We start from the raw sequence: 23,573 nt of genomic DNA, 5'->3' as shown, positions 1-23,573 counted from the left end.
GTCAGATCCGGGTCCCGGTCTTCGCGGCCAGGCGGAGGTAGACGCCCGCCGTGATCGCGAGCATCACCGCGTAGGCCGCGACGAACCAGCCGAGCGCCGTCGTGTAGTCGCCGAAGGTCGTCTTCGAGTAGCCGAGCAGCTGCGGGATGACGAAGCCGCCGTACGCGCCGATCGCCGAGATCAGGCCGAGGGCCGCGGCCGCGGTGCGCTGCGCGCCGACCCCGTCGTCACCCTTCTGCCGGGCGCGCAGGGCGAAGACGGTCGGGATCATCCGGTAGGTCGCGCCGTTGCCGATGCCTGCCGAGGCGAACAGCACGAGGAAGCCGACGAGGAAGAGCCAGAAGCTGCCGAGCGGCAGCGTCGCGATGACGAAGAGGATGCCGGCGCCCATGGCGACGAACGCGGCGATCGTCACGGGTGCGCCGCCGAAGCGGTCGGCGAGACGGCCACCGTACGGCCGGGAGAGCGAGCCGACGAGGGCGCCGAGGAAGGCGAGGGTCAGCGTCGCGGAGCCGACGGAGAACTGGGAGAACTCGGGGAAGGTGTCGGCGATCAGCTTCGGGAAGACGCCCGCGAAGCCGATGAACGAGCCGAAGGTGCCGATGTAGAGCACCGCGAGCAGCCAGAGGTGCGGCTCGCGCAGCGCGGCGAGGGAGGCGGCGACGTCGGCCTTCGCGGTCGAGAGGTTGTCCATCCGCTTCCAGGCCCCGATCATCGCGACGATGATCAGCGGCACCCAGATGAGGCCGGCGAGCGGCAGGTTCACCGTGGCCGCGGCGCCGATCGTGACGGCGATCGGGACGATCAGCTGCGCCACCGAGGCGCCGAGGTTGCCGCCCGCGGCGTTCAGGCCGAGCGCGTAGCCCTTCTGGGCGTGCGGGTAGAAGAAGGTGATGTTGGCCATCGAGCTGGCGAAGTTGCCGCCGCCGAAGCCGGCCAGCGCCGCGACCAGGAGCATCACGCCGAAGGGCGTGTCCGGGTTCCCCACCGCGAGCGCGAGTCCGATGCTCGGGATGAGCAGCAGGCCGGCCGAGACGATCGTCCAGTTCCGCCCGCCGAAGCGGGGGACCATGAAGGTGTACGGGATCCGCAGCGTCGCGCCGACGAGGCTCGGCATCGAGATCAGCCAGAAGATCTCGCCGGTGCTGAAGTCGAAGCCCGCCGCGGGCAGCTGGACGACCACGACCGACCAGAGCTGCCAGACGACGAAGCCGAGGAACTCGGCGAAGATCGACCAGCGCAGGTTGCGGCCGGCGACCCGGCGCCCCTCCGCCTGCCACTGCGCGGGGTCCTCGGGGTTCCAGCCGTCGATCCAGCGGCCGGGGCGGCGGGTGAGGCCCGACGGGGCGGTCGTCGCGGGGCCGGTGGTGGCGGGGGCGGTGGTGGGCGGTGCAGCAGTCATCGGATCCTCCGGGGAGTGGGCGCGGGCGCGCCGAAGAGAGTGCGGGGCGAGAGAGCGGGGAGAGAGAGCGGGGGGGTGTGCGGGGAGAGAAGGTCGAGCGGCCGGGCGCTTACGCGCTGCGGCCGAAGAGCTCGGAGACGATGTCGACCAGCTCGCGCGCGGGCGGGTCGACGGCGGTGAGCAGCGGGGCGGTGGCGAGGTCGGCCCCCGCCGAGGCGGCGAGCGAGGCGAAGTAGCCGGGGGCGAGGAGGTAGGTGGAGACGAGCACGCGGGCGCCGGGGTGGGCGGCGCGCTCGGCGGTTACCGCCTCCAAGACGCGCGGCTCGGCGGCCGAGATGAAGGACACGGCGACGTCGCGGCCGAGCTCGGCGGCCAGGAGGCGGCCGGTGGCCCAGCAGTCGGCGACCGCGCCGGCGTCGCTCGAGCCGGCCGCGGCCAGCACGACGCGGTCGCCGTCCGCGAGACCGGCCTCGCGGAGGCGGCGGGCGAGGACGCGGGCGAGCCGCGGGTCCGGGCCGAGGGCTCCGCTCACGCGGACGGGGCGCTCCGCCTCCGCCGCGGCCTCGGCGAGGTCGACGTGCACGTGGTAGCCGGCCGAGAGCAGCAGCGGCACGACGACGGCCGGGCGGTCGGGCTCGAGCGTGCCGAGGGAGGCCGGCACGTCGGGCTGCTGCACGTCGACGAAGGAGTCGAGCACATCCGCTGCGGGGTTCGCCTCGCGGACCGCCTGGACCAGCGCGGCGACCGCGGTGCGGCCGTCGTCGTCGGAGGTGCCGTGCGAGGCGCAGACCAGCGCGGTCCGCTGGGCGACCTCGATCACACCGCCCGTCTCCCGCACGCTCCAGGTGGCGAGGTGCAGCCGCGGCGAGGTGTAGCAGACGCCCGTCTCGAGGTCGAAGACGTCCTTGTGCAGGGGCGAGGCGATCGTCGCCCGCTGCACGCCGTCCACCGCGCGGGAGCCGACGATGCCGCGGGAGAGCACGGCCGCGCCGGTCGCCGGGTCGAGGTTCGAGACGGCGAAGACGCGGCCGTCGGGGAGGAGGAACAGCGCGAGCTGCACGCCGCCGACGAGCGCGGCCTCGCCCCAGAGCGGCTCCAGTTCGAGCCGGTCGCAGACGGGGACCCAGGTCGCGGCCGGCGCGGGGCCGGCCCACTCGGTGCCGGCCGGCGCAGTGCGGGCCGGGACCTGCTGATCGAGGAGGGTCATCGTCCCGCCTTCCGAGAGGAGTGCTGCCCGCGGCCGGTCGGCGGCGGTGAGCCCCACGGTAGAGAGCGCAGGTTTCGCGGGAGCACCCCTCCGGAGTCACGGGCGTAACGAAGCCCTCACGATGCCGGTCCGCTGTCGTGAGAGGTCGGTCACACGACGTTACGCAGGGGCAACGGGGGCGAAACCGCGCCTGCCTACGGTGGAGCCCATGACATCCCGAGGAGCGATCCCCACCGGCCCCCGACGCGTGCTCGTCGTCGGCGCCGGCCCCGCCGCCCACCGCCTGGTCGACGCGCTCGTCGCCCGCGCCGGCGCCACCGCCCTCGCGATCACCGTCTTCGGCGAGGAGGCGCACCACCCCTACGACCGCGTCGCCCTCTCGAAGCGCCTCGAGGGAATGACCGATCTCACCCTCGGCGACGGCGCGCTCTGGGAGTCGGCGACGCTCGTCACCTCCTCCCGCGTCGTGGCGCTCGACCCGGAGCACTGCCGCGTGCAGCTCGCCGACGGCCGCTGGTTCGAGGGCGACGAGATCGTGCTGGCCACCGGCTCCTCCGCCACCGTGCCGCCGATCGAGGGCGCCGAGCACGGCCGCGTCTACCGCACCCTCGAGGACGTCGACGGACTCGTCACCGACCTCGCCGCCTTCCGCGCCCGCCGCGGCCGCCCGGCGAGCGTGGTCGTCGTCGGCGGCGGCCTCCTCGGTCTCGAGGCCGCGGGCGGCGCGCACCGGCTCGGCGCGCGCACCGCGCTGATCCACTCCGGCCGCTGGCTGATGAGCGCCCAGCTCGACGAGGGCGCGGGGCAGGCGCTCGGCCGCATCATCGCCGCGCAGGGCGTCACCCTGCACCTCGGCAACCGCCCCACCGCCGTCCTCACCTCACCGCAGGGCACGGTGCTCGGCGTGACGATGACCGACGGCACCAGCATCGGCGCCGACATGGTCGTGTTCTCGATCGGCATCACGGCGCGCGACGAGCTCGCCCGCGCGGTCGGCATCGAGGTCGCGCCCCGCGGCGGCGTCGTCGTCGACGAGGCCTGCCGCACCAGCCGCCCGCACGTCTGGGCGATCGGCGAGGTCGCCGCGATCGACGGCCGGACCGTCGGCCTCGTCGCCCCGGCCAACGCGATGGCCGAGGTCGTCGCCGACCGCCTGCTCGGCGGCGACGCGACCTTCCCCGGCGTCGACGACGCGACCAAGCTCAAGCTCTCCGGGGTCGAGGTCGCCAGCTTCGGCGACGCGCTCGGCGCGGGAGAGGGGGCGCTCGAGGTCGTCTACGCCGATCCCGCTCGCGGGCTCTACCAGAAGATCGTCGTCTCGGACGACGCGCGCACCCTGCTGGGCGGCATGTTCGTCGGCGACGCGGGGCCCTACTCCTCGCTCCGCCCGCTGCTCGGCCGCGAGCTGCCCGCGGAGCCCAGCGCCTACCTCGCGGCGGCCGGCGGAGAGGCGCCCTCGGGCGACCTGCCCGACGACGCCCAGCTCTGCTCCTGCAACAACGTCTCGGTCGGCGACGTCCGCCACGCGATCGGCGAGGGCTGCACCGAGCTCGGCCCGCTGAAGGCCTGCACCCGCGCCGGCACCCAGTGCGGCTCCTGCGTGCCGCTGGTGAAGAAGCTGCTCGACACCGAGCTGACCCGCGCCGGCGTCGAGGTGTCGCGCGCGCTCTGCGAGCACGTCTCGCTCAGCCGGAGCGAGCTGTTCGAGTCGGTCCGGATCCTCGGCCTGTCCTCGGCCGAGCAGGTGATGGAGCGCTTCGGCTCGGGCCTGGGCTGCGACGTCTGCAAGCCGGTGATCGCCTCCGTGCTCGCGACCCAGACCAACGGCTACATCCTCGACGCCGGCCAGGCGCCGCTCCAGGACACCAACGACCGCGCGCTCGCCAACATGCAGAAGGACGGCACCTACTCCGTCGTCCCGCGGGTGCCGGGCGGCGAGATCACGCCGGCGAAGCTCAAGGTGATCGCCGAGGTCGCCGAGCATTACGGCCTGTACACGAAGATCACCGGCGGCCAGCGGATCGACATGTTCGGCGCCCGCCTCGAGCAGCTCCCCGAGATCTGGCGCATCCTCGTCGACGCCGGGATGGAGTCGGGCCAGGCCTACGGCAAGTCGCTGCGCACCGTGAAGTCCTGCGTCGGCTCGACCTGGTGCCGCTACGGCGTGCAGGACGCTGTCGGCATGGCGATCTTCCTGGAGGAGCGCTACCGCGGCCTGCGCTCGCCGCACAAGTTCAAGCTCGGGGTCAGCGGCTGCGCCCGGGAGTGCGCCGAGGCGCGCGGGAAGGACATCGGCGTGATCGCGACCGACACCGGCTGGAACCTCTACGTCGGCGGCAACGGCGGCTACCAGCCCGCCCACGCGCAGCTGCTCGCGCAGGACCTCGATGACGAGACCCTGGTCCGCTACATCGACCGCTACGTCATGTACTACGTCCGCACCGCCGAGCGGCTGCAGCGGACCGCGCGCTGGCAGGAGGACCTGCCCGGCGGCCTCGACCACGTCAAGGAGGTGGTCTGCGAGGACTCGCTCGGGATCGCGGCCGAGCTGGAGGCGGCGATGGCCACCCACGTCGACACCTACGTGGACGAGTGGGCGGCGACGCTCGCGGACCCGGACCGGCTCCGCCGCTTCCGCTCCTTCGTCAACGCGCCCGACACCGCGGATCCGCGGGTGAGCACCGTGCGCGAGCGCGGGCAGAGCCGGCCGGCGGGGCGCGACGAGCGCTCGGACGGGCCGGTGCTCGTGGCCGGGACGTCGATCCCGATCGGGCCGGGCGCGGTGTCGGTCGTGGGGCCGTCGGCGTCGGTGCCGGCACCCGCGCCGCTCGCGCCGTTCGCTCCCTCCGCTCCCGGATCGGAGGCGTGATGCAGCTCTCCGTCGATCTCACCGGCCGCCGCGTCCTCGTCGTCGGCAGCGTCGTCGGCACCCGCCGCGTCCTCGCCCGCTACCGCGCGGCCGGCGTCCTCGTGGAGCGCTGGGACGCGGACGACGCACTGTGCCTGCGCCTCGCCTCCGCGTCGCTCCTGCCCGCGGCCCGCCCCGCCCTGCTCGCCTGGGTCGAGGGCGCCGCGTCCCTCCGCGCGGCCGCGGCCGCGGAGGCCGCCCGGCACGGCGTCTGGGTCGTCGACGAGGAGCCCGCCGCGCACCGCCGCGTCGGGCACGTGAGCATCGTCGGCGGCGGACCCGGCGACCCCGAGCTGATGACCCTCGCCGCGCAGCGGGCCCTCCGCGAGGCCGACGTCGTGCTGTTCGACCGCCTCGGCCCGCACGACGGCCTCGCCCACTGGGCGCCCGGCGCCGAGCTGATCGACGTCGGCAAGACCCCCGGCCATCACGCCGTCCCGCAGCACGAGATCGAGCGGCTGATGGTCTCCCGCGCCCTCGACGGGCTCGACGTCGTCCGGCTGAAGGGCGGCGACCCGTTCGTCTTCGGCCGCGGGTCGGAGGAGGTGCGCGCCTGCCGCGTCGCCGGCGTCCCGTTCACGATCGTCCCCGGCGTCACCAGCGCGATCTCGGTGCCCGCCGCGGCCGGCATCCCCGTCACCCACCGCGAGGTGAGCCGCGCGTTCACCGTGGTCTCGGGCCACGCGCCGTTCAGCGAGGAGGAGCTCGGCCACCTGGCCGGGCTCGGCGGGACGCTGGTCGTGCTGATGGGCGTGAACACGCTCCCGCACCTCGTCGCGGGGCTGCAGCGCGCGGGGATGCCGGCCGGCATGCCGCTGGCGATCGTCGAGCGCGGCTGGTCGCACGCCCAGCGCACCACGGTCTCCTCGGTCGGCGGGGTGCTCGGCCTGCTCGCCGAGCTGGCGCCGCGCTCGCCCGCGGTCATCGTCATCGGCGAGGTCGTGCGCCAGGCGGCGTGCGATGATGCTCAGGATCCCGAGAGCATCGCCCGCGCGGTCGATGCGCTCACCCTGTGACCGCCCGAGGGGGCCGCTGATGACCGGCACCGAGGCGAGCGGCGAGGCGACCGGTGCTGTCGCGACCGCCGCTCCCGGCGCCGACGGGCCCGACGCCGACGCCGCGTCGCCCGGCTTCCGGGCCGACCAGCTCGTCGGCTTCCGCATCGGCGTCACCTCCGACCGCCGCTCCGAGGACCTGATCGCCGCCTTCGAGCGCCGCGGCGCCGACGTCACACACGCGCCGACCATCCGGATGCGCGGCGTCGACACCGAGGGCGTCCTCGAGGCGGAGACCCGCGCGATCGTCGCCGCCCGCCCCGACGTGCTGCTCGCGACCACCTCCTACGGCATGCGCCGCTGGCTCGAGGCGGCCGACGCCGCCGGCCTCGGCGACGACCTGACCGACGCGCTCTCCGACGCCCGGATCCTCGTCCGCGGCCCGAAGGCGCGCGGGGCGATCCGCGCCGCCGGCCTCGACGACCACGGCATGAGCGAGCGCGAGACCACCACCTCCCTCGTCGACCTGGCCCTGCGCGAGGGCGCCGCCGGCCGCACCGTCGCCGTCCAGCTGCACGGCTTCACCGACCCGGCGCAGCTGCAGCGCCTCACCGACGCCGGCGCGACCGTCCTCACCGCCGCCCCCTACCGCTGGAGCGCCCACGAGGACTCGGCCCGCGTCCTCCGGCTCATCGAGGCGATCTGCTGCGGCGGCCTCGACGCCGTCACCTTCACCAGCGCGCCCGCCGTCGAGGCGCTGTTCACCGTCGCGGAGGCGGCCGGCCGGCTCGACGAGCTCCAGGCCGCCTTCCGCGAGACCGTCGTCGCGGCCGCCGTCGGCCCGGTCACCGCCGCCCCGCTCGTCGAGGCGCAGATCCTGCCGATCGTCCCCGACCGCTTCCGGATGGGCGCGCTCATCCGCCTCACCTGCGAGCACCTCGAGCAGTCCGCCCCCCGCATCGACACCGACTTCGGCCCCCTCGAGCTGCGCGGCCGGCACGCCGTGCTCGCGGGCACCCGCGTCGCCCTCACCCCCGTCGCCCTCGCCCTCTTCCGCACCCTGGTCGCCGCCGAGGGCGCCACCGTCGCCCGCGCCGTCCTCGCCGCCGCCGCCCCCGAGCCCCTCGACGACCACGCCGTCGACGTCGCCATCAGCCGCCTCCGCCAGGCCCTGCCCGAGCCGCGCCTCGTCGCCACCGTGATCAAGCGCGGCTTCCGCCTGTCCCTTCCCACGTAGGCTCGCGCCTCTCCACACGGCGATCCGCGGCGTTGTCGTCGGTTGCGATACCGCCGGTATCGCGCCCTCCTCCGCCTTGCGGCTCACCGCGCGGAGACCCGCGGGCGGTTCGGCTTCCGCACGGCCGCCTGCGGCGTTGTCGTCGGTTGCGATACCGCCGGTATCGCGCCCTCCTCCGCCTTGCGGCTCACAGCGCGGAGACCCGCGGGCGGTTCGGCTTCCGCACGGCGATCCGCGGCGTTGTCGTCGGTTGCGATACCGCCGGTATCGCGCCCTCCTCCGCCTTGCGGCTCACCGCGCGGAGACCCGCGGGCGGTTCGCCGGAGCGCGGCCCCTGCGGCTCGAGCCTGGGCCGCGTCCGCGGCCATCCGGCGCGCGACGGGGTCTGAGCGTCCGCCCACGCCCTGTTCGGGTCCATTCGCGCGGGCCGGGGCCGTCGAGTGGACGCGTGCGGGGGTGTGCGCACGAGGCGGACCCCATGTCGCGTCTCTTCGAGGAGGCGGCTGCGGATCGATCCGCGAGTGGACGCATGCCGGGGCGTGCGCGAGTGGCGGCCCCCTGTTCGCGTCCTCTCGTGCGGCGCGTGGCAGGCGAGTGGACGCAGAACGGGCTGTGCGCGCACGCCGGAGGCCGGTCGGCGTCTGTTCGTGGAACTGCTCGCGAGGCGATCTGCGAGTGGCCCTGGCGGTCGAGTGCAGTCAGCGCGACGGGCGCCAGCCGCCGGCCAGCAGGGCGCGGCGGACGCGGTCCGTGCAGCCGGAGCGGTCCGCGTCGAAGGAGGCGGAGGCGATGCGCACGACGGTCCACCCCACGGCGGCGAGGCGCTCGTAGCGGATCAGATCGCGGTCCCACTGCGCGCGGTCGGTGCGATGGTGGTCGCCCTCGTACTCGACGACCACCCGCCATCGGCGGAACAGCAGATCGACCCGCCCGATCCTCCCGTCGGCGTCGACGAGCTCCGCCTGCAGCTCGGGCTCGGGGAGACCGGCGGCCGCGAGCGCGAGGCGCAGGAGGGTCTCGCGGCGCGACTCCGCACCCTCGCGGACGAGCTCCAGCGCATGTCGGACCGCGCGGGCTCCGCGTCCCTCGTGACCCTCGACCCGCCTCCGCAACTCGCGCAGCGGAACCCACGGCCGCCCCGGCTGAGGCCGGACGGGGGCCAGCACCAGCGCGTCCCCGACGGCGACGAGGTCCTCCAGCGACAGCACCGAGGCGAGCTGGAGGAAGAGACTCGCTCCGTCCGCGAGGAGGAGCCCGCCGCGGCGGACGGCGCGCAGCCGGGGGTCGCCGAGGGAGTGGCCGACGAGACCGCGTCCGCGCGGCGCATGGGCCGGCGGCCGCACCGCGACGTGCAGCGGCTCGCCGGGCGGTTCCCGCGGCAGATCGAGCGGCCACAGCCGGGCGGCGGTGATGCCGCAGAAGACCGATCCGTCCATGACGGTCGCGTAGGCGCGAGCGCGCTGCACCACGGTCACGGCCTGGCCTCGGGGAACGCGGACTCCCCGGAACGGCGCCTCGAGATCACTCGCGCGCAGCCGCTCGATCCCGACCCCCGCTGCCAGCGCTTCCTGCACCGAGAACGCCCGCCCCGCGAGCGCGGGAGGGAGGGGTGCGGGCCGCGGCATCGCGCCATCCTGCCCGAGGGCTGGAGATACCCGCTCTCGTTCTCCACAGGAGGCGAGCGAATGGCGGCGGAAGGGGTCCTGGGTCACGCGCGGACCCCATCGAGCGTCCATTCGCGGTCTGTTCGGGGCCGGGCGCACCGCTGCCAGACTGGAGCGCATGAGCAGCGGAGCCCTGAGAGTGATCATCGCGCCCGACTCCTTCAAGGGGTCGGCGACCGCCGTCGAGGTGGCGGAGGCGCTCGCCGAGGGCTGGCGCGGTGTGCGGCCGGACGACGAGCTGGTGCTCGCTCCGATGGCTGACGGCGGCGAGGGCACGGTCGACGCGTTCGCGGTCGCGGTGCCGGAGGCGGAGCGCCACGCGCTCACCGTGGTCGGGCCCGACGACCGCCCCGTCGAGACGGCCTGGCTGCTGCTGCCGGACGGCACCGCTGTGGTCGAGCTCGCCTCCGCGAGCGGCATCACGCTGCTCGATCCGCTGCGCCCGCTCACCGCGCACACCCGCGGCTTCGGCCGGGTGATCGCCGCCGCGCTCGACGCCGGCGCGCAGGCGCTCCTGCTCGCGATCGGCGGCAGCTCCTCGACCGACGGCGGAGTCGGAGCGCTGCGCGAGCTCGGCGCGCGCTTCCTCACCGTGTCCGGGCACGACCTCGGCGACGGCGGCGGCGCCCTGCACGAGCTCGCGGTCGTCGACCGGCACGCGCTGCGCCCCGTCCCCGTCGGCGGCGCCCGGATCCTCAGCGACGTCACCAACCCGCTGCTCGGCGACTCCGGGGCCGCGCACGTCTTCGGACCGCAGAAGGGCGCGACCCTCGACGACGTCCTCCGCCTCGACGACGGCCTGCGCCACCTCGCCGCGCACCTCGACGCGGATCCGGAGGAGGCCGGCACCGGCGCGGCCGGCGGCACCGGCTTCGGCCTGCTCGCCTGGGGCGCGCGCCTGGCCCCCGGCTCGGCCGCGGTCGGCGAGGCGCTCGGGCTCCCGGCCCTCGTCGCGGGTGCGGACGTCGTGCTCACGGGCGAGGGGCGCTTCGACGCGCAGTCGATGGCGGGCAAGGTCCCCTCCTACCTGCTCGGGCTGGCGGAGGCGGCGGGCGCCCGCACGATGCTGGTCGCCGGAGCGATCCAGGCGCCGACCACCGCGTTCGCCGCGGCGGGCTCCCTCACCGAGGCGGCGGGGTCGGCGGCGGCGGCCATCGCCGACCCGCTGCCGCACCTGCGGGCGGTCGCGGCGGAGCTCGCGCGCGCCGCCTGATCACCCGTCGTGAGGCCTCGCGCGGCCCGTGGTGCGCCGTCCTCGCGGTCCCGTCCGCCCCGCCGCCGCGACCAGTTTGCAGCCCGCCCGCGGAGCCGCCGATGTCGGTGGTCGGCCGTAGCGTCGACGTATGGCCCGCGACGCGCGACGACCCCCAGATGTAGTGGTCGGAGTGCGTCCGGATCCCCGCATGTCGGGCATGCCGACACGCCGGGGAGCGTTGTACCCAGGGAACGGATCGCGACTGTCCACAGCGGTGGATAACTCCGGAAGATCCGCGTCCTTCCGCGGGTCCGCGGGCCCCGGCCTGTGGATGGATCGGGGGAGGACCGGTGGACAACTACACGGATGTAACTACTACTCCTAGTGGGCTGCCGCCGGGCCGCCCACTATATGTAGTATTGCTGAGCAGGTCGGGCCGAGAGGCCCACCGGCACCGCCGCCCGGTCTCCGAGCGCCCCGCACCACTCCACATCAGAACTCCCCACGACCGCCTCCCCGCCCGCCCGGACCCCCGGCGCGGCACCGGATCCGGCCCTCGGGACACCTCCTTCCGAAAGGACGACACCCATGGCTGTGACGGTCTACACCAAGCCCTCCTGCGTGCAGTGCACCGCGACCTACCGGGCCCTCGACAGCAAGGGCATCGACTACGAGATCTTCGACCTCTCCGTCGACGAGAAGGCCCTCGACGCCGTCAAGGCCCTCGGCTACCTCCAGGCGCCGGTCGTCATCACGGACGACGATCACTGGTCCGGCTTCCGCCCCGACAAGATCTCCGCTCTCTGAGCCGTCTGAACGGCGATCTGCGGCGTTGTCGTCGGGCGCCGTAGCGCCGCTACGGCTTCCTCCTCCGCCTTGCAGCTCACCGTCCAGCCGCCTCAGATCAGGTGCTGACGGTGATGCAGCGGCAGGAGCAGAGCACACAGCTTCGCCGGTCCGGGTGCGCAGGTTCTGCCCCGGGCCGGCGGAGGATCCGCGTGAGCGGGTCCGCAAGCGCCCGCGAGGGCGGACGACGGAAGGACGGGGGAGGCGCGCGATGAGCGGACTCGTGTACTTCTCGAGCAGCTCGGGCAACACCCACCGCTTCATGCAGAAGCTCGGGCGGCCCGCGCAGCAGATCCCCCTGCACTCCCGGCGGGACGGGGCCGCGGTCGACACGCTCCACGTCGACGAGCCGTACGTGCTCGTGCTCCCCACCTACGGCGGGGGCAACGGCGGGGGAGCGGTCCCCAAGCAGGTCATCCGCTTCCTGAACGTCCCGCGCAACCGCGCCCTGCTCCGCGGCGTCATCGGCGCCGGCAACACCAACTTCGGCGAGGCCTACTGCCTCGCCGGCGACATCATCGCCCGCAAGTGCGAGGTGCCGCATCTCTACCGTTTCGAAGTATTCGGCACACCCGACGACGTCCGCGCCGTCGACGAAGGATTGGACTCGTTTTGGACGCAGCAGTGATCGACGCCCCCCGGGACGCCGCGCAGATGGACTACCACTCGCTCAACGCGATGCTGAACCTGTACGGCCCGAACGGGGAGATCCAGTTCGACAAGGACCGCGAGGCGGCGCGCGAGTACTTCCTGCAGCACGTCAACCAGAACACCGTCTTCTTCCACTCCCTCAAGGAGCGCCTCGACTACCTGGTCGAGAAGGAGTACTACGAGAAGGCCGTCCTCGACCAGTACTCGTTCGACTTCATCCAGGAGCTGAACGACCTCGCCTACTCGAAGAAGTTCCGCTTCGCGACCTTCCTCGGCGCCTTCAAGTACTACACGTCGTACACGCTGAAGACCTTCGACGGGAAGCGCTACCTCGAGCGCTTCGAGGACCGCGTCGTCATGTCGGCCCTCGGCCTCGCCCAGGGCGACGAGAAGCTCGCGATCGCCCTCGTCGAGGAGATCGTCGCCGGCCGCTTCCAGCCCGCGACCCCCACCTTCCTCAACACGGGCAAGGCGCAGCGCGGCGAGCTGGTCTCCTGCTTCCTCCTCCGCATCGAGGACAACATGGAGTCGATCGCCCGTGGCATCAACTCCGCGCTGCAGCTCTCCAAGCGCGGCGGCGGCGTCGCCCTCTCGCTCTCCAACATCCGCGAGGCCGGCGCGCCGATCAAGCAGATCGAGAACCAGTCCTCGGGCATCATCCCCGTGATGAAGCTCCTCGAGGACAGCTTCAGCTACGCGAACCAGCTCGGCGCCCGCCAGGGTGCGGGAGCGGTGTACCTCTCGGCGCACCACCCGGACATCCTGCGCTTCCTCGACACCAAGCGCGAGAACGCCGACGAGAAGATCCGCATCAAGACGCTCTCCCTCGGCGTCGTCGTGCCCGACATCACGTTCGAGCTCGCGAAGAACAACGAGGACATGTACCTCTTCTCGCCGTACGACGTCGAGCGCGTCTACGGCCTGCCCTTCGGCGACATCTCGATCTCCGAGAAGTACCGCGAGATGGTCGACGACCCGCGCATCAAGAAGACCAAGATCTCGGCGCGCGAGTTCTTCCAGACCATCGCGGAGATCCAGTTCGAGTCGGGCTACCCCTACATCGTGTTCGAGGACACGGTGAACAAGGCGAACCCGATCAAGGGCCGCATCAACATGTCCAACCTGTGCTCCGAGATCCTCCAGGTCAACACCCCCACGACCTACAACGAGGACCTCTCCTACAACAGCATCGGCAAGGACATCTCCTGCAACCTCGGCTCGCTGAACATCGCGCTGACGATGGACTCGCCCGACTTCGGCCGCACCATCGAGACCGCGATCCGCGGCCTCACCTCGGTGTCCGACCAGTCGCACATCACCTCGGTGCGCTCCATCGAGGACGGCAACGACAAGTCGCACGCCATCGGCCTCGGCCAGATGAACCTGCACGGCTACCTCGCCCGCGAGCGGATCCACTACGGATCCGAGGAGGGCATCGACTTCACCAACATCTACTTCTACTCGGTGCTCTTCCACGCCCTGCGCGCGTCGAACAGCATCTCCATCGAGCGCGGCACGACCTTCGAGGGCTTCGCCGACTCGAAGTACGCCTCGGGCGAGTTCTTCGACACCTACACCGAGAAGGAGTGGGCGCCCGCCACCGAGCGCGTCTCCCGCCTCTTCTCCGAGGCCGGCATCGCCGTGCCCACCCAGGACGACTGGCGCGCGCTCAAGGCCTCGGTCATGGAGCACGGCATCTACAACCAGAACCTGCAGGCCGTCCCGCCGACCGGCTCGATCTCGTACATCAACAACTCGACGTCCTCGATCCACCCGATCGCGTCGAAGATCGAGATCCGCAAGGAGGGCAAGCTCGGCCGCGTCTACTACCCGGCGCCGTTCATGACGAACGACAACCTGGAGTACTACCAGGACGCGTACGAGATCGGCTACGAGAAGATCATCGACACCTACGCCGCGGCGACGCAGCACGTCGACCAGGGCCTCTCCCTGACGCTGTTCTTCAAGGACACCGCGACCACCCGCGACATCAACCGTGCGCAGATCTACGCCTGGCGCAAGGGCATCAAGACGATCTACTACATCCGTCTCCGCCAGCTCGCGCTGGAGGGCACGGAGGTCGACGGCTGCGTCAGCTGCATGCTGTAACGTCCTCCGTCGATCCCCCGACAGTCTCGAACGACCTATCCGCACGAAGAAGAGATCATGACTCCCCCTGAGAAGCTCAAGCTGGTCAGCCACGTCGACGCCATCAACTGGAACCGCATCCAGGACGACAAGGACGTGGAGGTCTGGAACCGCCTGACGAGCAACTTCTGGCTGCCCGAGAAGGTCCCGCTGTCCAACGACATCCAGTCGTGGAACACGCTGACCCACGACGAGCAGCAGCTCACGATGCGCGTGTTCACGGGCCTGACCCTGCTCGACACCATCCAGGGCACGGTCGGCGCCGTCTCGCTGATCCCCGACGCGCTCACCCCGCACGAGGAGGCCGTCTACACGAACATCGCGTTCATGGAGTCGGTGCACGCGAAGTCGTACTCCTCGGTGTTCTCGACCCTGTCGAACACCCAGGACATCGACGAGGCGTTCCGCTGGTCGGTCGAGAACCCGAACCTGCAGAAGAAGGCGTCCATCGTCATGGACTACTACCGCGGCGACGACCCCCTGAAGCGGAAGGTCGCCTCCACGCTGCTGGAGTCGTTCCTCTTCTACTCGGGCTTCTACCTGCCGATGTACTGGTCCTCGCGCGCCAAGCTCACCAACACCGCGGACCTGGTGCGCCTGATCATCCGCGACGAGGCCGTGCACGGCTACTACATCGGCTACAAGTTCCAGAAGGGACTCGAGCTGGTCGACCAGGCCAAGCGCGACGAGATCAAGGACTACACGTTCTCGCTGCTCTACGAGCTCTACGACAACGAGGCGCAGTACACCCAGGACCTCTACGACCAGCTCGGCCTGACCGAGGACGTCAAGAAGTTCCTGCACTACAACGCCAACAAGGCCCTGATGAACCTCGGCTACGAGCCGATGTTCCCCAAGCAGGTCACCGATGTGAACCCCGCGATCCTGTCGGCCCTCTCGCCCAACGCGGACGAGAACCACGACTTCTTCTCGGGCTCCGGCTCCTCCTACGTGATCGGCAAGGCCGTGAACACCGAGGACGAGGACTGGGACTTCTAGGCGTCGACACCACGTCCCGGCCTCCACGGCGAACGGCTCCTCCCCTCCGGGTGAGGAGCCGTTCCTCGTCTGTGCCGAAACGGAGCGGGCCCTAGGCGCCCGCGGCCGACCCTTCATGCTGGTCGAGCAGCCCCGAAGGGGCGAGGCGCATGCTGGTCGAGTAGCCCCGCAGGGGCGAGTCGCATGCTGGTCGAGTAGCCCCGAAGGGGCGAGTCGCATGCTGGTCGAGTAGCGCCGAAGGGGCGTATCGAGACCCACCGTCCTCAGAAGGCCGGGTCTGCAGACCGTCGTCCGACGCTGGTGGATCTCGATACGCCCGCTGCGCGGGCTACTCGATCAGCATGAACGCGAGCACCGCGGCCGGTCGGCGCATTCACTTCAGCGGCAGCCGCATCACGACGCGCGGGAAGCCGCTGAGCACCGAGGTGGTGTCGGCCGCGTGCGAGAAGCCGGCCTTCTCGAAGAGGGCGCGGGTGCCGACGTAGGCCATCGTCTGCTCCACCCGCGCGACGGCGTTGTCGACGGGGTAGCCCTCGATCGCGGGGGCGCCGTGCGCGCGGGCGAAGTCGACGGCGCCGGCGAGCAGGGCGTGCGAGATCCCGCGCCTGCGGAAGCCGGGGCGGACGCGGATGCACCAGACGCTCCAGACGTCCAGGTCGTCGATGTGTGGGATCCTCCGGTTCTTCGCGTAGCTGGTGTCGGCGCGGCGGTGCACGGCTGCCCAGCCCGCCACCTCGCCGTCGTCGTAGGCGAGGACGCCGGGCGGCGGGTCCTGCGCGACGAGCTCGCGCATCCGCTCGCCGCGGGCCGTACCCCGCAGGGCGTTGTTCTCGGTGGAGGAGAGCAGCCGGTAGCTCAGGCACCAGCACACGCTCGCGTCGGGCCGCTTCGGGCCGTTCATCGTCGCCAGGTCGTCGAAGACGGTGGCCGGGCGCACCTCGATCGTCATGGCGGCAGCCTCCCACCGCGGCGTCTCCCCGGCAAGGCGCTCGATTCACCACTCCGGCGCATGAATCGCACCAGCACCCCCTGTTGGACGGCGCACAGGCGGCGCCCGTACCGTGGTCGAGGTATCCAACGAAGGAGCACTCCCTTGAAGCACGTCCCCCTCGGCGCCTCCGGCCTCGACTCCCCGAACGTCGTCCTCGGCCTCATGCGCATCCCCGACATGACCGACGACGCCATCCGCGACCTCGTCCGCACCGCCCGCGACTCCGGCATCGACTTCTTCGATCACGCCGACGTCTACGGCGGCGAGCTGCACCGCTGCGAGGAGCGCTTCGCCGAGGCGCTGGCGCTCACCCCGTCCGAGCGCGAGCAGGTGGTGCTGCAGACCAAGGCCGGCATCGTCGGCGACGGCCCGTACTTCGACTTCTCCTACGAGCACCTGATGCAGTCGGTCGAGGGCTCGCTGAAGGCGCTGCGCACCGACTACATCGATGTGCTCCTCCTGCACCGCCCCGACGCGCTGGTCGAGCCCGACGAGGTCGCCCGCGCCTTCGACGAGCTGCACGCGGCCGGCAAGGTCAAGCACTTCGGCGTCTCCAACCAGACGCCGTATCAGATCGAGCTGCTGAAGAAGTCGCTGAACCAGCCGATCGTCGCGAACCAGCTGCAGCTCTCGATCACGCACTCGCCGATGATCGCGCAGGGCGTGGCCTCGAACATGATCGCCGAGGACCAGTCGGTGATGCGCGACGCGGGCATCCTCGACTACTGCCGCCTGAACGACATCACGGTGCAGGCGTGGTCGCCGTTCCAGAGCGGCTTCTTCACCGGCGTCTTCCTCGACAACCCCGAGTACGGCGAGCTGAACGCGGTCCTCGACCGCCTGGCCGCCCAGTACGACGTCCCGCCCCTCGCCGTCGCGACCGCCTGGATCACCCGCCACCCGGCGAAGATGCAGGTCGTCCTCGGCACGACGAACGAGCAGCGCGTGCGCGATGCAGCCCTCGGCTCCGACCTGCCGCTCACGCGGCCGGAGTGGTACGAGCTGTTCCGCGCCGCGGGCCACATCGTCCCCTAGAGCTCCCACCCCGGAGAAACGCGCGTCGGCGCACAGGGAGGCACGGACCGGACAGGGTCCGTGCCTCCTCTTCGTCTGCCCTCCCTCCGCGAGATGCCACTTGTGCACGCGACACGCCGTGGAAGGCGTGCACAAGTGGCATCTCGCGGAGCGGGAATAGGGGAGGGCCCCCTGCGTTGAACTTGAGTGCAAGTGACTCAACTCTTTCAGGAGGACTGGTGCCCGACAACTACAACGAGGCCGGAGCGAGCTCGTTCGACGACTTCCTCGCCCGCTACCTCGACGGTGAGCGCGCCCGCGCGGCGCGGTCCATCGACCTCAGCCGCTTCCTCAGCGCACGCACCCAGAGCATCCTGCAGTCCGCAGGACGCTTCGCCCTCGAGCGCGGCCAGACCGAGCTCGACGCCCTGCACGTGCTGCGGGTCCTCGTCGACGACGAGGCCGTGTCGCAGGCGGTCCGCCGCATCGGCGTCGACCCCGGCGCCATCGCGACCGCCACCGAGGCGCGCCTGCCGCAGGCGAGCGAGGCCCCGGCCTCGCAGAACGCGGCGACCATCACCCCGAGCGCCCAGCGCGCGTTCTTCCACTCCTACCAGGTCGCCCGCTCCAGCGGCTCGACCTACATCGACCCCGAGCACCTGTTCTTCGCGCTCGTCCTCGGTCAGGACGCGCCCGCCGGGCAGGTCCTCGCCCGTGCCGGGGTGACCGCGGAGGCGCTCACCCAGGGCCTGCGTGAGACCGTCGCCGGCGAGCAGACCGTCCCGGAGCAGGGCGCGCCCGCGTCCGAGACCCCGATGCTCGACAAGTTCGGCACCGACCTCACCGAGCTCGCCCGCGAGGGCCGGCTCGACCCGGTGATCGGCCGCTCCGACGAGATCGAGCAGGCCGTCGAGATCCTCAGCCGCCGCACCAAGAACAATCCCGTGCTCGTCGGCGAGGCCGGCGTCGGCAAGACCGCGGTCGTCGAGGGCCTGGCCCGCGCGATCGTGGCCGGCGAGGTCCCGGAGCAGCTGCGCGAGAAGCGCGTCGTCTCGCTCGACCTGCCCGCCATGCTCGCGGGCACCCGCTACCGCGGCGACTTCGAGGAGCGCCTCACCACGACGATGGACGAGATCGCGGCCCACTCGGGCGAGCTGATCGTCTTCATCGACGAGGTGCACACCGTCGTCGGCGCCGGTGGCGCGGGCGAGGGCGGCATGGACGCGGGCAACATCCTCAAGCCGCGGCTGGCCCGCGGCGAGCTGCACCTGATCGGCGCGACCACGCTCAAGGAGTACCGCACGATCGAGAAGGACCCGGCCCTCGAGCGCCGCTTCCAGCCGGTCCGCATCGGCGAGCCCAGCATCGAGGACGCCGTGGCGATCCTGCACGGTCTCCGCGGCGCCTACGAGGAGCACCACCGCGTCGCCTTCACCGACGACGCCCTGCGCGCCTCCGTCGAGCTCTCCGCCCGCTACCTGCCCGACCGGGTGCTGCCCGACAAGGCGATCGACCTGATCGACCAGGCCGGCGCGCGACTGCGCCTGAAGCTCGGCGCGGGTGTCGACACCGACGCGCTGCTCGCGCGGCTCGCCACCCTCGAGGGCGACAAGAACGCGGCCGTCTCGGCCGAGCACTACGAGGAGGCGTCGCGCCTGCGCGACGAGATCACCGCGGTCCAGGCGTCGCTCGACGCGGCGACCGCCGACGGAGCCGTCTCGCAGGAGGCGGTCGTCGGCGAGGCCGAGATCGCCGCGGTCGTCGCCCGTGCCACCGGCATCCCGGTGTCGCGGCTGACCGAGGGGGAGCGCGACCGGCTCGCGCAGCTCGAGACCGAGCTGCACCGGCGCGTCATCGGCCAGGACGCCGCGGTCGCCGCGGTCGCCCGCGCCGTCCGCCGCAGCCGGACCGGGATGGGCGACTCCTCGCGGCCCGTCGGCTCGTTCCTCTTCCTCGGCCCGACCGGCGTCGGCAAGACCGAGCTGGCCCGCACGCTGGCCGGCTCGCTGTTCGCCGACGAGCAGTCGGTGATCCGCTTCGACATGAGCGAGTTCGGCGAGCGGCACACCGTCTCGCGACTGGTCGGCTCCCCTCCCGGGTACGTCGGCTACGACGAGGCCGGTCAGCTGACCGAGCGCGTGCGCCGGAACCCGTACTCGGTCGTGCTCTTCGACGAGATCGAGAAGGCCCACCCGGACGTCTTCAACCTGCTGCTGCAGGTGCTCGACGACGGACGCCTGACCGACGGTCAGGGCCGCACGGTCGACTTCCGGAACACGGTGATCATCATGACCTCGAACCTGGGGTCGGAGTTCCTCGCCTCGCGCTCCGGCGCGCTCGGCTTCGTCGCGCAGAGCGACGAGTCGGCCGAGGGCTTCGCCTCGGAGAAGGACCTGCACGATCGCGTGATGGGCCGGCTCCGCGAGGCGATGCGGCCCGAGTTCCTCAACCGGATCGACGAGATCGTGCTGTTCCGCCGGCTCGGCCGTGCGCAGCTGCGCGAGATCGTCGGGCTGGTGCTCGAGGCCAGCCGTGCGCGGCTCGCCTCGCGCGACGTCTCGCTCGAGGTCGCCGAGGCCGCGGTCGACTGGCTCGCCGAGCACGGCTACGAGCCGCAGTACGGCGCCCGGCCGCTCCGCCGCCTGGTGCAGCGCTGGGTCGACGACCGCATCGCCGACCTGTTCGTCTCCGGCGACGTGACCGACGGCGGCGTCGTCCGCGTCGACGCCGTCGCCGGCGACCTCGTCGTGACCTCGAAGGCGACCCTCCCCCTGGCAGCCTGACCCCCTGGTGAGCGGACGCCCCCGGCGTCCCTCCCGCGAGATGCCACTTGTGCACGCTTTTCACGGCGTGTCGCGTGCACAAGTGGCATCTCGCGGAGGGGGAGGCCGGGGGTTTCGTGCGCTCGGGGGCCGTGCGGGGACGGGTGTCGAGTGGTTGCGGGGGGTCGCGCGGGTGGGTAGACACGAGGGACGAGAACCGGAGGCACGATGACGAACCCGCGCTACTACGACCCGGTCGGCAAGGCGGTCCGCGCACTCCTGGTCATCAGCTTCGTCTGCTTCGGACTCGCGGTCGGCTTCTTCGCCCTCGACATCGTGATGCCCGGCAGCATGACCGACGCACACCGCCCCTGGTCGGAGGCGAGCGGCGGACTGGCCTGCTTCGGGATCGCGGCGCTGATCGTCCACTACGCGACGGTCGCCATCGTCGGCGCGCTGCGCGGCCGCGGCTGACGCGGCCCCCGTCTGCTGATCGAGGAGTTCGCGGAGCGGGCGGATCGAGATCGACCAGCGTCAGAATGCGGGTCTGCAGACCTGGCATGCTGGGGACGGTGGGTCTCGATACGCCCCTGCGGGGCTACTCGACCAGCATGAAGGCAGCGTCGGCGCTTCCTCTGCTGATCGAGTAGCCCGCGCAGCGGGCGTATCGAGATCCGCTGGCGTCAGAAGCCGAATCCGCAATGACCGGCATGAGGCGCGAGCTCCGGCACGCGGAAACGGCTCCGGCTCGCGAGAACCCGGGGGGTTCTGCGAGCCGGAGGCGGATTCACGTGCCGGAGGTGGGGGCTACGGGCACTTCTTCGCGGTGATGGCGACGCGGAGGGTGGCGTCGGGGGAGACGCCGGTGCCGCCCGCGGGGTCCTGGCCGGTGACCTGGCCGGCGTCGGGGGCGTTGCCGTTCTCGGTGCAGGACAGGGTGATCTTCGAGAAGCCGGCCGAGGCGAACGCGGCCTTGGCGGTCTCGAGGTCCTGACCGACGACGTTCGGCACCGTCTGCTGACCGGCGGCGGGGGCGGCCGGAGGGGCGGGTTCCGCGGTCGGGGCGGGGGCGGGCGCCGGGCCCGAGCTCGGGATGATCGTCACCATGGTGCCGCGGGTCGCGGTGCCGGAGGGGCTCTGGCGGACGACGGTGCCCGACGCGGCGGAGTTCGCCTCGGCGGCGCCCTCGCTCACGCTGAAACCGGCCGACTCGAGCTTCGCCCGGGCATCGCCGACCGACAGGCCGGTCACGTCGGGGACGTTGACGCGCGGCACGACCTGCAGGGAGCCGTCCGCCTCGGGGAACGTGGTGCCGCCGTACTTAGCGTTGGCGGCGGCCATGACCACCGGCCAGATTCGGTGGCGAGCGGTCGCCGCGGATCCGGAGTCGAAGGAGTAGCGCGGAGCACGGAGGCTCGCGGCACCCTTGATGTTGAAGACACCCACGGCGGTCGCGACGCGGGTGCTCGCCCCGGTCATCCAGGTCGCGACGGCGTCGTCGGTGGTTCCGGTCTTGCCGATCAGCGGGATGCTGTCGGGAGTGCGGGAGGAGACCGCGGTGCCGCCGTTAGTGAACGTCGACTGCAGTGCGACGGCAGCCGTAGCGGCGACATTGCGGTCGATCGACTGCCGGCAGTCCGCCGACGGGACCGGCTGCTCGGCGCCAGTGGCATCGGTGATGCGGTCGATCGCGATCGGGTTGCACGTCGATCCGCCCGAGGCGATGGTCGCGTAGGCGCCGGCCATCGACAGCGGCGAGACGTAGTTGGTGCCGAGGACCGTGGCCGGGAACTTGTCGAGCTCGCCGTCGCTGCCCTGCACCACGCCCATGTCCTTCGCCGTGTTGCGGATGGCACACAGGTCGAGCTCGCGAGCCATCCCCACGAAGCCGGTGTTCAGGGACGTCTTGGTGAAGCTGACGGGCGTGCCGACCTGGCCGTTGCCGCCCTCGTCGTTCCGGGCGGCGGTGTCGGAGCTGGTCGTCGAGCCGCCCGGCTCACACGAGTCCTCGAACGTCCCCCACGTCGCCTTCCGGGTCCCGTCCACGGACTCGTTGATGCTGTGCCCCTCCTTCAGCCACTCCACCAGGGTGAAGAGCTTGTAGGTGGAGCCGGGCTGGATGCCCGAGGAGCCGCCGTAGGCGCGGTCGGTGCTGAGGTTGATGGCGCTGTAGGAGGGGTCGGCCGCGAGGACGTCCGGGTCCTGCGAGTACTTCTTGTTCTGCGTCATCGCGAGGACGCGGCCGGAGCCGACCTCGACGCTGACGGAGACCGCTCCGACATCGAAGTTCCAGGTCTGCGGGACCTGCGCGTTGACGGCGGCGACCGCCGCGTTCTGCAGGTCGACGTCGAGCGTCGTGTAGACGTCGAGGCCGCCGCGGCGGAAGTTCGTCCAGCGGGTGTCCTCGTCGTCGCCGAACACCGGGTCGTTCTTGAGGATGTTCGTGACGTAGTCGCAGAAGTAGCCCGCGTCGCCGGCGGTGGAGCAGCCGGTGCTCGGCTCGGTGATCTGCGGCTCGATCGGCGACGCGATGGCGGCGTCGTGATCCTCCTGCGAGATCTTCCCCTCCTCCAGCATCTTGCCGATGATGTAGTCGCGGCGGTCCTTGTTGCGCAGGTAGCCGTTCGCGGCGCCGTTGTCGGGGTTGTCCGGCTGGTCGAGGCGGAGCACGGCCGGGTTGTTCACGATCGCGATGAGGCTGGCGGCCTGGGCGACGGTGAGGTTCGCAGCGGTGGTGTTGTAGTAGTAGTTGGCGGCGGTCTCGATGCCGTAGGTGGTGCCGCCGAAGAAGGCGATGTTGAGGTAGCCCTGGAGGATCTGGTCCTTCGAGTACTCCTTCTCGAGGCCGATCGCGAGCTTCATCTCGCGGAGCTTGCGCTCGGGGGAGGTGCGCGTCGCGGCGTCGATGGCGGCGGCGCGCTCGGCCTCGTCGGTGATGTTGCGGACGGCCTTCTCGACCAGCACGTTCTTCACGTACTGCTGCGTGATGGAGGAGCCGCCCTGGGTGTCGTTGCCGAGGACGTAGGTCTGCGCGACGGCGCGCAGGGTGCCGGGGAGGTCGACTCCGCCGTGCTCGTAGAAGCGGGGGTCCTCGCCGGAGACGGCGGCGTCCTTGGCGAACTGCGAGATCTGGTCCAGCGGGACCTCGATGCGGTTCTCGACGTAGAAGGAGGCGAGCAGCTGCGGGGAGCCGTCCGCGCGGGTCGCGTAGATGTTGCTCTTCTCGGAGAGCTTGTCGACCTCGAGGTACTCGGGGAGACCGTCGAACACTCCGATGGACTGGTTCGCGGCGACGCCGGCGATCGCCACGGCAGGAGTGACGGTGGCGGTCACGAGGACTCCTGCCACGACACTCATGCCGAGGAAGCCCACGACCGCCTTGATCACGCCACCGGTTGTCCTGCTGTCGGACGCCAAACCTTCTCCTTCGGGTCACCCCCGATCATCGCGACGGCCGCCGCCGACGCCCCGGACGCCCATACGCGCCGGGTCAACCCCGACAGACTAACCCGAGACCCGGGAATGACGAAGGGCCGGTCCGGGGCCTGAAAAGG

The 23,573-nt window shown here is 71.8% G+C and carries 16 protein-coding genes; 11 read left to right on the top strand and 5 right to left on the bottom strand.

Going from position 1 to position 23,573, the window contains the following annotated elements; translation table 11 throughout:
* Position 1: 1 nt before the first annotated feature.
* Both MT351_RS12170 and nirD read right to left on the bottom strand, forming a co-directional pair.
* Entirely contained in the window at positions 2-1,402 is a 1,401-nt protein-coding gene (locus MT351_RS12170; protein WP_243582294.1) for an MFS transporter, read from the bottom strand.
* A gap of 109 nt (positions 1,403-1,511) precedes the next feature.
* Positions 1,512-2,609, bottom strand: coding sequence for a nitrite reductase small subunit NirD (gene nirD, locus MT351_RS12165; RefSeq protein ID WP_243582293.1), 1,098 nt, complete (start codon positions 2,607-2,609; stop codon positions 1,512-1,514).
* A 208-nt stretch (positions 2,610-2,817) separates the two neighbouring features.
* On the opposite strand from nirD, the gene nirB reads away from it, so the two are divergent.
* Genes nirB through MT351_RS12150 form a run of 3 tightly spaced genes read left to right on the top strand, consistent with a single transcriptional unit; the run spans position 2,818 to position 7,749 of the window.
* Entirely contained in the window at positions 2,818-5,478 is a 2,661-nt protein-coding gene (gene nirB / locus MT351_RS12160; protein WP_243582292.1) for a nitrite reductase large subunit NirB, read from the top strand.
* A complete protein-coding gene (gene cobA, locus MT351_RS12155) occupies positions 5,478-6,533 on the top strand; it encodes a uroporphyrinogen-III C-methyltransferase (RefSeq protein ID WP_243582291.1) in 1,056 nt (351 codons plus the stop codon). Before nirB ends, cobA begins: the two co-directional genes overlap by 1 nt.
* A 19-nt stretch (positions 6,534-6,552) precedes the next feature.
* Entirely contained in the window at positions 6,553-7,749 is a 1,197-nt protein-coding gene (locus MT351_RS12150; protein ID WP_243582290.1) for a uroporphyrinogen-III synthase, read from the top strand.
* A 698-nt stretch (positions 7,750-8,447) separates the two neighbouring features.
* Here the strand turns inward: MT351_RS12150 and MT351_RS12145 are convergent.
* The gene (locus MT351_RS12145) at positions 8,448-9,374 is read right to left on the bottom strand and encodes an endonuclease domain-containing protein (RefSeq protein WP_207901791.1); all 927 of its coding nucleotides are present in this window, start codon (positions 9,372-9,374) and stop codon (positions 8,448-8,450) included.
* Positions 9,375-9,531: 157 nt separating this feature from the next.
* Here MT351_RS12145 and MT351_RS12140 point away from each other — a divergent pair, with 157 nt between their 5' ends.
* The 5 genes from MT351_RS12140 to nrdF all read left to right on the top strand — a co-directional run bounded on the left by MT351_RS12140 (position 9,532) and on the right by nrdF (position 15,252).
* On the top strand, positions 9,532-10,626 hold the full coding sequence (locus MT351_RS12140) for a glycerate kinase (protein ID WP_243582289.1): 1,095 nt from the start codon (positions 9,532-9,534) through the stop codon (positions 10,624-10,626).
* A gap of 570 nt (positions 10,627-11,196) precedes the next feature.
* On the top strand, positions 11,197-11,415 hold the full coding sequence (gene nrdH, locus MT351_RS12135) for a glutaredoxin-like protein NrdH (RefSeq protein WP_123447771.1): 219 nt from the start codon (positions 11,197-11,199) through the stop codon (positions 11,413-11,415).
* A gap of 250 nt (positions 11,416-11,665) precedes the next feature.
* On the top strand, positions 11,666-12,082 hold the full coding sequence (nrdI, locus tag MT351_RS12130) for a class Ib ribonucleoside-diphosphate reductase assembly flavoprotein NrdI (RefSeq protein WP_123447770.1): 417 nt from the start codon (positions 11,666-11,668) through the stop codon (positions 12,080-12,082).
* Between the two features lie 26 nt (positions 12,083-12,108).
* Positions 12,109-14,214: a class 1b ribonucleoside-diphosphate reductase subunit alpha gene (gene nrdE, locus MT351_RS12125; protein ID WP_123447869.1), complete on the top strand. Its 2,106-nt coding sequence runs from the start codon at positions 12,109-12,111 to the stop codon at positions 14,212-14,214.
* A gap of 57 nt (positions 14,215-14,271) precedes the next feature.
* On the top strand, positions 14,272-15,252 hold the full coding sequence (nrdF, locus tag MT351_RS12120) for a class 1b ribonucleoside-diphosphate reductase subunit beta (protein ID WP_123447769.1): 981 nt from the start codon (positions 14,272-14,274) through the stop codon (positions 15,250-15,252).
* Between the two features lie 373 nt (positions 15,253-15,625).
* On the opposite strand, the gene MT351_RS12115 is transcribed toward nrdF, so the two are convergent.
* Complete coding sequence (locus MT351_RS12115; protein ID WP_243582288.1) at positions 15,626-16,201, bottom strand: GNAT family N-acetyltransferase; 576 nt, start codon at positions 16,199-16,201, stop codon at positions 15,626-15,628.
* Positions 16,202-16,345: 144 nt separating this feature from the next.
* Here MT351_RS12115 and MT351_RS12110 point away from each other — a divergent pair, with 144 nt between their 5' ends.
* The 3 genes from MT351_RS12110 (at position 16,346) to MT351_RS12100 (ending at position 20,493) form a co-directional block, all read left to right on the top strand.
* Positions 16,346-17,278, top strand: a complete 933-nt coding sequence (locus MT351_RS12110) for an aldo/keto reductase family oxidoreductase (RefSeq protein ID WP_260300739.1) — start codon at positions 16,346-16,348, stop codon at positions 17,276-17,278.
* A gap of 218 nt (positions 17,279-17,496) precedes the next feature.
* Positions 17,497-20,040: an ATP-dependent Clp protease ATP-binding subunit gene (locus tag MT351_RS12105; protein ID WP_243582287.1), complete on the top strand. Its 2,544-nt coding sequence runs from the start codon at positions 17,497-17,499 to the stop codon at positions 20,038-20,040.
* A 207-nt stretch (positions 20,041-20,247) separates the two neighbouring features.
* Complete coding sequence (locus MT351_RS12100; RefSeq protein ID WP_123447765.1) at positions 20,248-20,493, top strand: hypothetical protein; 246 nt, start codon at positions 20,248-20,250, stop codon at positions 20,491-20,493.
* Positions 20,494-20,826: 333 nt separating this feature from the next.
* Here MT351_RS12100 and MT351_RS12095 read toward each other — a convergent pair whose 3' ends face one another.
* Entirely contained in the window at positions 20,827-23,436 is a 2,610-nt protein-coding gene (locus MT351_RS12095) for a transglycosylase domain-containing protein (RefSeq protein ID WP_132437613.1), read from the bottom strand.
* Positions 23,437-23,573: the final 137 nt, after the last annotated feature.

It is taken from the genome of Rathayibacter sp. VKM Ac-2926, assembly GCF_022815565.1.
Classification (GTDB): Bacteria; Actinomycetota; Actinomycetes; order Actinomycetales; family Microbacteriaceae; genus Rathayibacter; species Rathayibacter festucae.
Note: the sequence above shows the minus strand (reverse complement) of the source record. Positions and strands in the feature narration are given on the sequence as shown.